Consider the following 13,850-nt stretch of genomic DNA (forward strand, 5'->3'; position numbering starts at 1 on the left):
CTCACCATGTTCAAGAAAAGCATGTGCGCAGCACTGCTGACGGCTTTGTGCTGCTTGCCAGTTGTGGGAAATGCAGCGGTTTGCCGCTCAGGACAAGCGGCCAGCGCAGGCAGTCAAGCCGGTTACGAGCAAGCCAAAAGGGCATCGGATGTATGGGCAGAGCGTGAGCGCACCGTCTCCGATGAACTCCAGGACTGCTTGGCACGTATTCGCACCACCAGCATCAGCTTGCCCTCATTCCCGAGTCTGTCGGATCTGTTGAACCAGCTAGCCGATCAGATATGCCAAGCAGCGGTGGACAAAATCAATAGCCATATCCCTAGCACCATTGATCCCTGGCGGTCCCAAGGAGGTTTGTTGTGAACTCATTACCTGATAATTCGGTCCAGGCGGATCAACCGCCTTTCGAGCCCAATACAGTCTCGGCGGCGGATGAAGAGACGTTTAAACATGCGGTAAATGCGCAGAACAAACGGGAACTTGGCGCCGCGTTTGCCCACCGCTGTCTGACGGCTGTGCTGTGGCTTGGCCCCGCCCTGGTGTTGTCGGTGACCATTAATGGGTTTCTTGGCTGGAAGGTCGCTAATCCCGACGTGAAGTACTTCACCACTGAAAATGGGCGAGTTACCAAGGTCATTCCGCTGGATAAGCCCGGGGTTAGCATGAGCGACGTGGCAGCGTTTGGCGCTGACACGATCCGAGAGAGCTTCACCCTGGACTTTGTGCATTACCGAGACCAGATGACCCGCCTTGGTGAGCGCTATTCCGAAGTAGGTTTCCAGGACTACTACAAGGCCCTGACGACTTCGAACGTGCTAAAGGCGGTCAAGGAACAGCGCATGAACCTTTCGGTCGATGTGGGCCCCGGGGTAATTCGCAGCAAAGGCGAATTGGGTGGCCGGTATGTGTGGGAGTTTCAGTACCCGGTCACGCTGAAATTGCACGGGCAACAGTCCGGCAGCCCGCCGTTGCACTTCTTCTTCACCCAGCGCATTCAGCGCACCGACGTGCGGGTGAAAAACGCCGGTCTGGAAGTAACGCAAGTCATCACCAGCAATACCAACTGAGGTGAGGACGGCACGCCGCTCCCTCACACCAGTTCCATAACCGACAGGATTTACGCACGTTGACCGTCAGGTCTTCGGTGTTACGAGGAACTTCCATGAAAACCACTATTGCGCTCGCCTTATGGCTGGCAGCAGGCGGATACGCCTGGGCGGATGAAACTGCCAGCCCGCAGGCGGCACCGACAGCATCCGCCGCACCTACAACGACAGCAACGGTACCCGCTGCTGCGCCTTCCGCCAATACGGCGGCGCCTTCAGGCTGGGTATCGGGTGCCTCACTCACCTCCGCAACGCCGGCAGCCAGCGTTCCCAGCCAGGCTGGACCAGGTCCCGACATCGGGAAAGTGGCTGCAGCCCCGGCGCCTTCGGGCAATGACCCGTTGCCGCCGCCGTCTCCGCTGTTTCAGCAGGCTCAGGACATGGTTTCACCACTGACCCCGCAAGAGATTCGGCAGTTGCGAGGGCAGGTTGAGGACATTAATCAGGCGATCGCTGCACCACAGATCACGGTAGTGCCAAGGATCAGCGCACTGACCGTGAATTTATCACCGGGAGCCAGCTTGCCGCTGATACGCACTGCCGTGAATTACCCCAGCTCGTTGAGCTGGATGGACAGTACCGGCGCACCTTGGAAAATTGGTGCGGCGCCCATCAGCGGCAATTCTGACTTCACTGTGTATTGGATACCCAACAGTCCGGTAATGGTGGTACAGGCCAAAAAGCCCTTTAGCAGCGGCAACGTCACTGTCTACCTGGAAGGGTTATCGGTGCCGATTGTTCTCAACGTCACCAGTGGGGAGCCTGACACCAAAGCGGGCACCTGGACGGTAGACAGTCGCTTGGACATGCGCATTCCCGGCCGGGGGCCAGCGGCTCTACCTGGCGCCGCCCCTGAAACCCGTATCGGGCTGCATGACCGCACGTTGCAAGCCTTCCTTGATGGCATACCTCCCAAGGAGGCCCGGCGTCTGAAAACGACCGGTGCGGTGCCCGATACCTCGGTATGGCAACTGGGCGATGACCTGTACATCCGCACACGGGCTGATATCCGAGACGAGTTTGAGGCAACGCTGTCGTCGGCAGACGGTACGCACCTATGGAAATTGCCGGTGACGCCTTACGTATCGTTCTCGGTAATGGGCCGCACAGCGGCGCTCAACGTGGCCTTGGAGTAATTAATCATCATGGCAAACGAAAACGATGCAAAACGTGACAAAAAACTCACGCTGGGGTTGATCGGTGCGGCCGTGGTGGCGGTGGTGGGGGGCAGCTATTTCCTATGGACCTGGCTCACCAGTCCTCCCCCGGAACAATCACGACTTGACCTCACTCGGGTATCGGTGGCTTCACGCACCAACAGCACTGAAAGCCCGGCTTACCGCGCGTTGTTAGACCAATTCAACCAGAACGGGGCCGCAGCGGCCAAAAGCCAAAACAACAGCTTTATTGCCAGTATCCCAATGGAGCAACAGGCCGTAACGCAACCTACACCGGTTGCCAAACCCGCTCCCCAGCGGGAAACAACCACCCGACGTAGTAGCAGCAGCCAAGGACAGACTTCAAAAAGCGGAAGCGAAAAGGAAGATCCGCGTCAGAAGGCGTTGGTCAAGTTACTTTCTCGAATCAATCCCCAAGTTAAGACGCAAGACGAACAGCCCAGCGGCCTGCAGGTGGCCGAGGTGATTGGGGGGGTAAGTAGTGGAAGCGGTTCTGGCGGCACGATGGCTGGCACTGCAAGCAGCTACGACCGCTGGAGTGAAAGCCTTCCAGGTGGCGCCAGGCTACAAACAGCCTCCATGAAGTCCGGTGGCGATGCGCCTTATTCCGCTGTTGAAGTGGTTCCGCCGTATTGGCGGGGTGCTGGGGTTATTGATATCGGGGTGGATTCGGACAACAGCACCACGCCGGTTCTTGGCAAGTTGTCCGGGCCCTATGCCGGGGCTGTATTGAAAGCCCCAGATGGGGCCAGATTGCAGGGCGATGGCGTGGTCATCCACTTCACTGAAATGGCCTTCAAGGGTATCAACTACAAGGTGGATGCCTATGCGCTTCAAGATGACACCTTGTTGGCCAATGTGGCTTCCGAAGTGAACCACCGTTACATGTCGCGCATTGTCTTGCCGGCAATTCTGGGCGGCATTGGCAACATCAGTGACATGTACACCCAGGCCAACACCCAGGTGGTGAGTAATGGGTTTAGCACTCAGGTAGCACGACCAGGAACACCGGACGGAACAGCAGTGGCCGGAGCCATTCTTGGCGGCGCCGCTAGCCAGGCTGCCAAAGTGCTAACTGCGGATGCCGCCCGTACCCCAGCGACCCAAGTGAACGTGTTCAAGGGCCAGGTGGTAGCCATTCAGTTCATGCGCGGTGTGTATGCCGGTGATGCAATTGCACCAGGGCGAAGCGGGGAAGCGGTGCAATCTGCTGTTCCAGCTCAGGCAGTGATGACGACACAACCTCAACCCCAGGCCCCAACCCAACCTCAGTCGGCTGATCAATGGCGTGCGCAGACCCAGGCACGGATCGAGGCGCAACGCAGGCTACAGGAGAATCAATAATGAGCGAATTTAGTGCTACAGCAGAAGATAGGGTGTCGCCGGTTGTCTCGGCACCTTCCTCCCAATCAGCCGATCAGGGGGTGTGGCAACGCCCGATGATGGGGGGACTGTCATTGCCCTGGATAATCGGGGTCGTGGTGATCCTAGTGGGTGCCGGTTGGTACTTATTTGGTCCCGACAGTACCCCCACGGTAAATCAGTTGGCTTTTCGGGAAGATCACGACGAGCAGAGCATTACCACCGAAGGGACTGGGACGACCCCCCCATTACGGGCCACCTCTGACGCAGGAGGGAGCCAGTTCAAGGATGAGGTAGCGCTCATGATTGGCGGTGTTCGCAGTTACGCGGAAACCAACCGCACAGCCATTGGACGGTTGTCGGAAACGGTCAAGTCTCAGGGCGCGGGGATGACGCTCCAACAGCAGCAGCTGTCTGAGGCTCAAGCACAACTCAGCGTGTTATCGGCTCGTTTGTCTTCCCTGGAGGGGCGACCCGTTGTACAGGTTTCCACACCGCGTGCGACCAAACCTGCAGCCCGTGTCCGATCACCATTGACCGGTATGCGCGTGGAGGCAGTGCAAAACGGTATGGCCTGGCTGTTCTGGCAAGACAGAACCTGGGCGGTGAAAGTGGGCGATCAAGTGGGGCAGGTGACCATAACCCGTATTGATGCTCAAGCCCGTGAAGTGCATACCAGCGCCGGCACACTCAAGTGAGGTGAGCCATGGGTGGTGGAAATGATGCGATTCAAATGTTGGTCAATCTGTCCCATAACTTGCTGGGCACATTTGTCAGCCTGGCTTTCACGTTAGGCGGTTTTTTTGCCGTCATTGGTGCAGTGACCTACCTCGCTTCCAATGCCAGTGCCTCCCGTAAAGCACCCGGCCAGTCGCAGAGCGGCGGCAAGGTGATTGCCGTGTTGTTGCTGTGTGGTGGTCTGGCAGGCCTTGATCAGATGATCGGCGCCGCTGCTCGCCAGTTTGGCTGGCAAGGGGCGACTTTCGACGCCATCAGCTACGTGGATGTGGGCACCTTCGGTGTTGCAGCAGACGCAGCTAATGCGGTGTTGAGTTTGGTACGAATGCTGGGCGTATTTTTTGCCTTGCAAGGCATGCTCGCCTGGAAGCGGTCACTCAAGGATGGGCATTCAGGGCTTACAGCCAGTCAGGATGTATCCAGCGGCACTCTCAAGTTTGTCCTGGGCGTTTTTTGCGTATGCAGTCCGTATCTGCTGAGCGCCCTGCAAAAGTCTCTTGGCATGCTCTAAGCCGGCCGGGGATCTAACGCGCCTAAGCGCACCTTTAATCGTTACATCAAACTGATCAATCAATAAGGAGTTGGCCATGTCCAAAGACATGTTGCTGTGGGCTGCTGTGCGCGTCACTGTTTTTAAAGATGGGATGCGACAGCGGATGGTGAAAGGCTTAACGGCGGCCATGGCCGCGAGCCCGGTACTGGCCTTTGCTGGTGACGATATTGCGGGTATGGGGGATGCTGCGGCAGAGGGGGCCAAGTCTTTGCAAAAATCCGCGCTGACGGTCGCTCAATTCGTTGGCGTGGTCTTTGTAATTGGTGGGCTGATTGCTGCCAAGACCAAGAAGGATAACCCTCAGATCAAAACCGGTCACATTATCGGGTCCATCCTGTTTGGGGTGTGCCTGGTCGTGATCCCGGAGATCATCAAGCGTTCGCAAACTCAGGTTGGCTTGTCGCCTGTGGACGTGGGCTAAGGAACCACCCTGCGATGACTTCGGTCATCGCAGGGCTGCGGGTTAGGGGTATTTCTGGCGGGCGTGCAGGACGCGTAAAACATCAACGCTGCCTGATTTGACCTGATAGACCACAACGTAGTTGGGATGTACGACGCATTCACGCGTTCCTTGAATACGCCCGTACCTGAAGTGATAAGCCGTTTCTGAAAGACCTTCCGCGGCCTTCTTGATGATGTTGTGCAGATCTGTGGCTGCTACTGGGTTTCTCTGGTCGATGTAATCAATGATTTCGTCGAGGTCGTCAAGGGCGACGACTTTCCAGTTAACTGCCAGCACGGGCTTTTCTCTTGGCGGCTAGGCGCTGCTCGACGAGAGCCATGGCTTCATCATGAGGAATGCTAGGCCGAGGATCATCAAGCGCTTCTTGTACTTTGGCGCGAAACCAAAGGTCGTAACTGTCTGCTTGTTCCTGCGTTTCGAACTCTGAAACGATGGGAGAAAGTTGGGCGCTCATAGAGACCTCCTATATAGATACCCATCAGCTTAAACCTTCCTGGGCTTTCTGTCGTTTAGCCCGGACCAAGTGCACCACAACGGTTCAGCCGTTGTATTTCTGACGCAAACCTACGGCGGTTAGCCGTACAAGCCAAAAACTACGACTTTTCCGAATTCTGAAGTGATCCAGAAGGAGCGCTTATGGATGTCGATATCCAACATGAACAACCCCCACTGGCCCCCCTGATGCTTGATATCAGTGGCGACCCTGAGTTGCCGGTGCCGGTGGCCATCGCAGGCGATCGATGCGCCTGCTGTGGGATCTGGACTGAAAAACTGTGGCAGGGCGCCAGGGCCGGATTCACCGACTCCCATACCGTTTGCACCCTCTGTTACCTGGCCGGGCACCTGGACAGCCCAACGGCGGCCCATGGGCTTCTGGCCTTTTTGCCTGGTATGGCGATGAGCGACGTGCATCACCTGCAGCGCCGCGCCCTGATAGCCATCCGGGCAGGAAACAAAATCCAGCGCCGTGAGGGCCAAAAAATATGGCTGTGGCTTGCCCGCCATGGCCGTGAAGTTGAGCAGGCATGGGGCACGGCGCGAGCGGGAGAGTACGCCATGGCCCTTCAACGTCTGCCCCCCCATAAGCGCTTAACCCTGCAAACCCGACTGACGGGCTGTGCCCTGATTTTGCCACCTGACAGGTTTGATGACCTGACGTTGTTACTGCCCAGCGGGAAAACCGCTGCTGCCGTACTCACCTCCCGAAGCTGGGACACCTATACCCGGAGTGATTTGTATGTCGAGCCTGATACGTTGGGTTGAAAACCTGATTACTGAAACCTCGCGGTTTGCCGTGTCCCGGGATCTGCCGGACTACTGCGACCTGCAAACGATCGTGCGTCTGACCGAGGATGACCGGACCCGTCACCCGGGCCTCAAAGCCCCGTATATCTTGGTCAACGATGAGGGTGATTACTGCACGGTGTATGCAGTGGCCGGAAGCTTTTGCGATACCGACGAAGCTGCAGCAGTTAACGAGCCCTATTCCTGGAGTGGTCGACTTGAGCGTATGACTCAGGCGCTGACGGCTCACTATCGCCGTCATGGGCACAAGGTCAGTCTGGTATTTGAAGACGATCCGGAGCAGGGCCGAAAGGAAGTTCAGCGCTTGTTGGCTCCCCAATACGTTTCCGTGAAGCGTACCGGCATCGACATGACGCCTATTTTGGATGAACACGTCGAGAAGCTTGCCCCGTGGGTATCGCGGGAGCGTTGCTACATGGTGTGTTACACCGGGCGAAAAGCTCTATCCGCGCATGAGCTGGTCGATGAAAACAAACGCCTCAAAGAGCTGATCGGCCAAAGCCCAGATGCGAAATTTGGGCAAAACCCAGTGTTGGCCGAAATGGCCGGGTTGAAAATCCGACACGATGGCTTTCTGAGCGCTGTGGAAAGCGCATTTAGTGATAACGGCCAGGGTGTGCTGCTGGAATTGCTCGATGCCCACGACGTGGGTCAGGCTCTGCGCTCGCAGGTGGACCGCGAGGGCACCAGTGACGCCTGGCAACCACTGTTACCTGATGATCCCATTACCCCGCATGGCGTGCGTCAAGGGGATGACCACACGCCTTTCCTGGCACCGCATCTGAACTTTCAGTTGATGAACCAGGACATGGAAACCCACGGAAACAAGCTGTGCATCAATGGAACCTGGCATGGAACCTTGTCAGTAGCCCTCGGACCGCAGGCGCCGCAGACCTTTGCCCACCTCAAAGCATTGGTGCCGCGTGGTGTGCCGTGGCGTGTACGCATGGACCTGATGCCGGGCGGCATGAAGTCGCTGGGGGCCAAGAAATCAACCCTCGATTTTATGGCGTTTGTGCCGGCGCTGCGGCCGGTGTGGAACTCCATAGAAACCCTGACGCGGATCGAGCAGGAAGAGCCGGTGTGCGTGATGACCATCATGGCGTCCACCTGGGGTGATAGTAAGGCCACGGTGACACGTAATCTGACGCTGCTTACCCAGGCCTTTCAGTCCTGGGGTGTCTGTGAGGTGACGCAAACCTTCGGTAACCCGGTACGGGCCTGGGCGTCGACCTTAGTTGCTTCCAACAAAGGCAGTGGCCCACATCTGTTGTATCCGCCGCTGTCAGAGGTGCTGAACCTGTTGCCGATCACCCGTCCTGCCTCCGCTTGGGAAGATGACGGTAACGCCTTGTTCCCAACACTGGATGGCAAGCTGTACCCAGTTGGGCTGGCCACCAGCAAGCAGAACAAGCTCACTAACGTGATTGTTGGTTCTCCGGGGCTGGGCAAGTCGGTGCTGCTGAATGCACTGGGGAACACAATGGTATCCAGCGCCCAGCGGCAGTTACCGTTCATCGCCGGCGTGGATAAGGGCTTTTCGATGCAGGGTCAGGTGGCCTTGCTGCGCGATAGTCTGCCACCAGAGCGCAAGGACGAAGTCGTCGGGATCGTGCTGCAAAACAGCACCAAACATTGCCGCAACCTGTTTGATATCCAGTTGGGCGCACGCTTCCCAATCCCCCACGAGCGTAACTGGATCATCAGCATGCTCACGGCCATGTGTATTGATCCATCGACGGGCAACCCGCCAAACGAGCGTGATACCCGGCAGATCTTGGAGCGCATCATCAGCATGGCCTACACCGCCAATGCTGAAACCAGTCCCAGGGCCTGGACGCGAGGTGTTGTACCTGTGGTCGACGCAGCCCTGGACAAAAGTGGCCTGATCGAGCGTTACCCGGCCCAGTGGTGGGAAAGCACTACCTGGTACGAGGTCCGCGACTTGTTGTTTGAAGCAGGGTTTGTACAGGAAGCTCAGCGCGCCCAGTTTCAGGCGGTACCGGAACTGGCGGACATGACCAGCTTCTTGAACCATGAAGACGTACAGGGGGCATTTGGTCGGGTGCAACGCGATGAGAGCCAGGAAGTCCTGTTGGAGTACCTGCACCGCTGCATGACCGACGCCACCAACGAATTCAAGATGTTGGCCGGGCGCACGCAGTTTGTAATCAGTCCGCGCACGCGAGTGATTGCTATCGACCTGAACAACGTGATGGGCGATGACAGCAAGTCCGGGCACTTGAAAACCGGGATCATGTTCTTGTTCGCGGGCCAGGTGGCTGGTGGTGATTTTGTGTTGCCTCAATACAAGGAGGCCTTGTTGGAGGCGGTGCCCAAGCTTTATCACCCCTTGCATAAGGACCGACTGGAGCAGCTCGACCAGGAAGTCAAAACGAAGGTCTACGACGAGCTACACAACGCCGCCAAGGTGCCCTTCATCTTCCCGATGCTGGAAACCCAGGACCGCGAGCAACGCAAGTTCGGGGTCCGTACCGTGTTGTCTTCGCAATACGTGCGTGACTTTCCCGACGCGATTCTGCGTTCGGCCAACTCGTTGTTCATGATGGAGGTGGACCCCGATGACGAACACTTACTGATCGACCGCTTCAAAGTGCCGAAGGTAACGATTCGCACATTTCAGCGCACCGGATCAGGTCCGGCAGCGGACGGCAGCGGCGTTCCGTTTTTGGGTGTGTTTCGGATCAAGGGCGGCGGCACCCTGGCGCGGATTCTGAAAAACGCTTTGGGGCCTCTGGAACTTTGGGCTTTGAACTCATCACCCACCGACAGCTCTTTGCGCCGTCTGCTGTACGAGGAAGTGGGAGGTGCCACGGCCCGCGTCATGTTGGCCGAAGCCTTCCCGCAAGGCACGGCGGAAAAGCTCGTAGCGCTGCGTCAGAAAGAGGCTGGTGAGGCGGACGAAAACAACGTGATCCGCACTCTGGCCAATGAACTGATCACACGGCGCGGTTACAACCTTTGAGGGAATAAATCATGATGAAAAGACGTTATACGTTAACCGCGCTGGCCATGAGTGTGCTGGGGGGGCCGCAGGCTTTTGCCTATGTGCAGCCGACGGCGGAGGTGTCCAGCGTACCAATCACCATACAAGTTATGCCTGCCATGGTGGGGCTTCAAGCCACCTTGGCGGAAATTCTAACCACTGATATGCAGATCGGCACGGCCATTGTGCAGGCCAGTGACAAGCAGGTCGCCGTCATCACTGAATCGGCCCGCGCTCAACGCGAAGCGGACATTTTCGGGCGTCAGACTGAGCGCCTGGAGCGTGCCCGAGAGCAGTACACAGTAGCGGACAGTATTTGCAGCGAGTCTGCTTCTGGTATGGCTGCAACGGTAGGCAAGGTGAGTCGTTCCAATTCCTCAACCCTTGCTACGGGATCGGGCGTCAGTAGTGCGGTGGTGCGCAAAACCATCGCCTCATTGCCCGTCGCACCACGCCAGGGTGGCTATCGCAGTGCAGCCATGCACGCTGCATATTGCACCGAGAGCGAGGCCGCGCAGTATGGCGGCACGGACTTGTGCCCGGGTGTGTCCAGCCTGCCAGGGGGCGACATTGAAATGCGTTCGTTGCTCGACGGTGCGGGAGCGGTGGGTAAGGCCCCTGACCTGACCTTCAACCAGGACCAGATAGATGCGGGGATGGCCTACATGAAAAACTCTGCGCGTCATGACGGTGGTCGGGTACCGGGTAAGGGCGAAATCCAGTCAGCCACTGGGCGTGAATATCAGGGGTTGATGACCCAGTACAAGGCGATTCAAAGCGCGGCCACTCAACCGCAACTGGACATGATCGCCGCCAGTCAGGCCAATCCGGCCACGAAGGACGCGCTGCAAGAAGCCTTGCAAAGCCCATCAGCGGCGGAGTATTTCGCCACCACCGGCAGTCAGGAAGCGCAACGCACGGGTGTGATGAGTGAACGCGAGTTTGAGGCCTTTGAGGTGGGCAGACGTTATGCCAATACAGCCTATGAGACTGACTTGCAGGCTATGAGCGGTGAAAACCTGACGCGTGAGCTGGTACGAGTGCAGAGCTTGGGCAATTGGCTGCAATTGGGACTTAAAAATGATCAGCGTCAGGCCAACATCATTGCAGGCCAGCAATTAGCCCTGGCGGCCGATGCCAAGTACGTACCGCAGCTTCAAGAGCTGGGTTCAAAAATGAGTTCGGGAGTGACAGCACATGAAAACTGATCCTCGAAACGCCGGTGAAAAAACGCAGGAAACCGATAAGACCACCAGTACGCCATTACAACGCGTCGGGCACGTGGGGTTGTCGATTATCAACCCGTTCTCGGACCTGGGAGTGATTTATCGCCAGGGTGTGCAACCGACTATGGGCCGGCTGCGTGAGGCTTGGGCTCTTCTGAACCACCAGTCCGTCCCGTCTGAATCACTGGATTGGGCTCAGGCAGTGGCATGTAGCGGCAGGACCATTGAGCAGCTAAACACCACCTTCACGCGTATTCGGCTCACCTGGTGGTGCTTGATGGTAATTGGCGGAGGGTTGGCATTGGTGCTGTCGGGCCTGGTACTGCTCGCACACGGTTTGCCCTCCGGTACGCTGTTGCGCGCAGTGATAACGATCCTGGTACTGGCAGGCGCAGGTGGGCTTGGGTTTGTGAAAACACTGATTACCACCTACCGCGTATGGCAACTGCAGGAGAGGCGCGTCAGCGAGAGTGAAGGGGGCACCTTCAAGGACTTCCTGACCGAAAATCATTGGGGCCGGCAGGTGCTTACGTTGGGCGCCGCGCGGTGACTCCGCTTTGTAGATAAGGGGAACACCTCTTCCTTGCCCTGGGTCGGCGTCCTTTTTGGCTTACGACTTTTCTTCTGTTTCACCTCTACGGTCCCTTTCGCGGTCCGGCATCTCACACGGAAAACTCTATGAAACTTACCAATAAATTTTGGTGGGTCGGACTGTTGCTGGTCTTTTCCCTGCCGGCCCTGGCCGACACTGTGGATTATCAGACTATCGCGGCTGCGGCCCAAAAGACCAACGACCTGTCACGGCAGGCACTGGTGATGATTTTTGGCGACGTGGTGCTTAATCCGTTTGCCCCTTCAACCCCCACGTTGATCGGATCGTTGTTCGCGCTCATCAACGGTTTTTTGAGCGTGCTGGCCTTGTTCTGGTTTCTGGCAATCACGATGAGAACCATTGTGAAGTCAGGGCACCAGGGGCAAGTCTTTAACGGGGGGCGCTCAGCGGTGTATCCGATTATGACGTTCGCCGGATTCATCACCTTGCTACCCACTGCATCGGGCTGGTCGCTGGCCCAGCTGGTTATGCTGTGGGCCACATCTGTGATGGGGGTCGGTGGGGCGAATCTATTGACGGATAAAGCCGTCGATATGATGAGCAGTGGCTATTCGATGGTGACGCAGCCAACGGCGCCGGTCACTCGGTCATCTGCCCGGGGCATCTTTGAGATGAACCTGTGCAAGTACGCGATTAACCGTGAGTTGCAGTCGTTGTATGCGGATGGAGAAGCCAATACACCTCTGATGACCACCAAGGGCGGTAATGGTCAATACGACACCGGCAATGGCAGTGCCGTGTGTGGCTCTGCCAAAACGCCCAACACAGGCCGCACCGGTACCTGGAATCTGCTGTTTGACAGTGATGTGGATACGAATGGCGTTATCACGGCGCAGCGTCAAGCGTTGGACACGATGCAAAGCTCTATGGATCAGGCAGCGCGGTCATTTGTGGACACCTACCTGAGCAAGCGTGACCAAGACGTGGGGAGTTTTCAGGATGCCGAGACGCAGATCCAGAACGCGGCCGCAGAGTATGAAAATACGGTCAACCAGGCGCTGACTAAGATCGACTTCAAGGATACGCTGCAAAGCCAGCTATCAAGTCAGATCAAAAGCAGTGGTTGGGTTGCCTTGGGTAGTTGGTATCACACCTTCGCTACGGCCAATAGCAAGACCAATGACGTGGCCAGCTCGACGCCGGTTGTCACTGGAATGAGTCATGTCGGCGAACATGGCACCAGCGATCTTTACAACCAGGTGTTTGCGGCCTATCGGGCGCAGGTGCAGAACAGCACCTATACAGCGCCATTGGGGACACAGACCGCCAAGGATGATGGAGCGGCAGTTACAGCGGAAGATCCCAACTCGGTGTTTGTGAGCTTTTTCAAAAATCCTATGCAAATGATTACGAGCGGAATAGCTACGTTGAAAGTTGGCACGGACGCCAATTTCTCTAACCAAGTAAACCCGCTGATCAAAATGCAGGCGATTGGCGATTACACATTGGTCGCAACAGAAACATCGATGGCGGTTTATGCACTTGCTGTGGGTGCTGCTTCGGCGGCCAGTAACTCGGTCCTGGGGACACTTGGGCAAGTCTTTGGTATCAACGGCGGTGAAGTGGCGAAAGATGTGCTGGGCGCTCTGGCCCCAATCTTCTTTTTCGTTATGTTTGCATTGATGGCCATCGGCTTTTCCTTGGCAGTGTTTTTGCCAGCAGTGCCTTTTTTGTTCTGGATGACGGGGGTATTTAACTGGATTGTCAGTGTCTTGGTGGGTTGTGCCGCTGGTCCAATGTGGGCTGCAACGCACTTGGGGGCGGAGGAAGACAAAGGTAGTCGGAGTGCCTACGGCTATATCTTCTTGATCGACATGATGTTGCGACCGGCACTGATGGTGCTGGGTTTCTTCTTTGCGGCCGTGGCCGTTATGGCTGGGGGCACAATCCTTAATCTGCTGTTCGCCTCTGCACTGGCTAATGCCAATGCGGACTCCATTGTTGGGCTGTTCAAGATGATTGGCTGGTTGATGATCTACGCCCGTATCGCGACCTTTGGTGTCACTCGGATCTTTGGTCTGCAAGCGTCCCTTGCTGACTATGTGATTTCGTTCCTGGGCGGTCGTGAAGGGGCCAATGTGATGGGCGGTATGGTCGATAACATGAAGGGCATGTTTGGTGCTGCAGGAGGTGGGGCGCAGCGCATGCCAGGTATGCGAAGCCAACCTAGGCGTAATCCTGGCGGTGGAGGTGGAGGGGACGGTATTCAATGATCAGTTACAAACAAGTTTCTGCTGTCCGATAAACGGCGGCTTGGGTAACAATGTTATCCGCTACGCTGTATCCATGGTTAAGGTGC

14 protein-coding genes are annotated in these 13,850 nt (G+C 57.0%); 12 read left to right on the forward strand and 2 right to left on the reverse strand.

What is annotated here, in order from left to right:
• The first annotated feature begins 6 nt into the window (after positions 1-6).
• From ACZRJ6_RS25130 to ACZRJ6_RS25160, 7 genes are all read left to right on the forward strand, one after another.
• The gene (locus ACZRJ6_RS25130) at positions 7-363 is read left to right on the forward strand and encodes a conjugal transfer protein (protein ID WP_082149452.1); all 357 of its coding nucleotides are present in this window, start codon (positions 7-9) and stop codon (positions 361-363) included.
• Positions 360-1,067, forward strand: a complete 708-nt coding sequence (locus ACZRJ6_RS25135) for a DotI/IcmL/TraM family protein (RefSeq protein WP_048402794.1) — start codon at positions 360-362, stop codon at positions 1,065-1,067. Before ACZRJ6_RS25130 ends, ACZRJ6_RS25135 begins: the two co-directional genes overlap by 4 nt.
• Positions 1,068-1,162: 95 nt before the next feature.
• Positions 1,163-2,242 (forward strand): DotH/IcmK family type IV secretion protein, encoded by a 1,080-nt coding sequence (locus ACZRJ6_RS25140; protein WP_087148782.1) that lies wholly within the window; start codon positions 1,163-1,165, stop codon positions 2,240-2,242.
• Between the two features lie 9 nt (positions 2,243-2,251).
• Positions 2,252-3,628 (forward strand): conjugal transfer protein TraO, encoded by a 1,377-nt coding sequence (gene traO, locus ACZRJ6_RS25145; RefSeq protein ID WP_048402793.1) that lies wholly within the window; start codon positions 2,252-2,254, stop codon positions 3,626-3,628.
• The gene (gene traP / locus ACZRJ6_RS25150) at positions 3,628-4,344 is read left to right on the forward strand and encodes a conjugal transfer protein TraP (RefSeq protein ID WP_048402792.1); all 717 of its coding nucleotides are present in this window, start codon (positions 3,628-3,630) and stop codon (positions 4,342-4,344) included. Before traO ends, traP begins: the two co-directional genes overlap by 1 nt.
• Before the next feature lie 8 nt (positions 4,345-4,352).
• Positions 4,353-4,895, forward strand: coding sequence for a conjugal transfer protein TraQ (gene traQ / locus ACZRJ6_RS25155; protein WP_048402791.1), 543 nt, complete (start codon positions 4,353-4,355; stop codon positions 4,893-4,895).
• 76 nt (positions 4,896-4,971) lie between these two features.
• Positions 4,972-5,358: a DUF6750 family protein gene (locus ACZRJ6_RS25160; RefSeq protein ID WP_048402790.1), complete on the forward strand. Its 387-nt coding sequence runs from the start codon at positions 4,972-4,974 to the stop codon at positions 5,356-5,358.
• A 42-nt stretch (positions 5,359-5,400) separates the two neighbouring features.
• Here the strand turns inward: ACZRJ6_RS25160 and ACZRJ6_RS25165 are convergent, their stop codons facing one another.
• Complete coding sequence (locus ACZRJ6_RS25165; protein WP_048402789.1) at positions 5,401-5,676, reverse strand: type II toxin-antitoxin system RelE/ParE family toxin; 276 nt, start codon at positions 5,674-5,676, stop codon at positions 5,401-5,403.
• A complete protein-coding gene (gene relB, locus ACZRJ6_RS25170; protein ID WP_048402787.1) occupies positions 5,663-5,854 on the reverse strand; it encodes a type II toxin-antitoxin system RelB family antitoxin in 192 nt (63 codons plus the stop codon). Before relB ends, ACZRJ6_RS25165 begins: the two co-directional genes overlap by 14 nt.
• 182 nt (positions 5,855-6,036) lie before the next feature.
• Here relB and ACZRJ6_RS25175 point away from each other — a divergent pair, with 182 nt between their 5' ends.
• From ACZRJ6_RS25175 to ACZRJ6_RS25195, 5 genes are all read left to right on the forward strand, one after another.
• Positions 6,037-6,663, forward strand: a complete 627-nt coding sequence (locus ACZRJ6_RS25175; RefSeq protein ID WP_048402785.1) for a hypothetical protein — start codon at positions 6,037-6,039, stop codon at positions 6,661-6,663.
• On the forward strand, positions 6,638-9,691 hold the full coding sequence (locus ACZRJ6_RS25180) for an ATP-binding protein (RefSeq protein ID WP_463970457.1): 3,054 nt from the start codon (positions 6,638-6,640) through the stop codon (positions 9,689-9,691). The genes ACZRJ6_RS25175 and ACZRJ6_RS25180 overlap by 26 nt, the downstream gene beginning before the upstream one ends.
• Positions 9,692-9,702: 11 nt before the next feature.
• Positions 9,703-10,920 carry a conjugal transfer protein TraW gene (traW, locus tag ACZRJ6_RS25185; RefSeq protein ID WP_233100841.1) on the forward strand — a complete coding sequence of 406 codons (1,218 nt, stop codon included), beginning with the start codon at positions 9,703-9,705 and terminating at the stop codon, positions 10,918-10,920.
• Positions 10,910-11,488 (forward strand): conjugal transfer protein TraX, encoded by a 579-nt coding sequence (gene traX, locus ACZRJ6_RS25190; RefSeq protein ID WP_198818296.1) that lies wholly within the window; start codon positions 10,910-10,912, stop codon positions 11,486-11,488. Before traW ends, traX begins: the two co-directional genes overlap by 11 nt.
• A 128-nt stretch (positions 11,489-11,616) precedes the next feature.
• Positions 11,617-13,764 (forward strand): DotA/TraY family protein, encoded by a 2,148-nt coding sequence (locus ACZRJ6_RS25195; RefSeq protein WP_048402780.1) that lies wholly within the window; start codon positions 11,617-11,619, stop codon positions 13,762-13,764.
• Positions 13,765-13,850 lie beyond the last annotated feature (86 nt).

It is taken from the genome of Pseudomonas sp. C321, assembly GCF_055407105.1.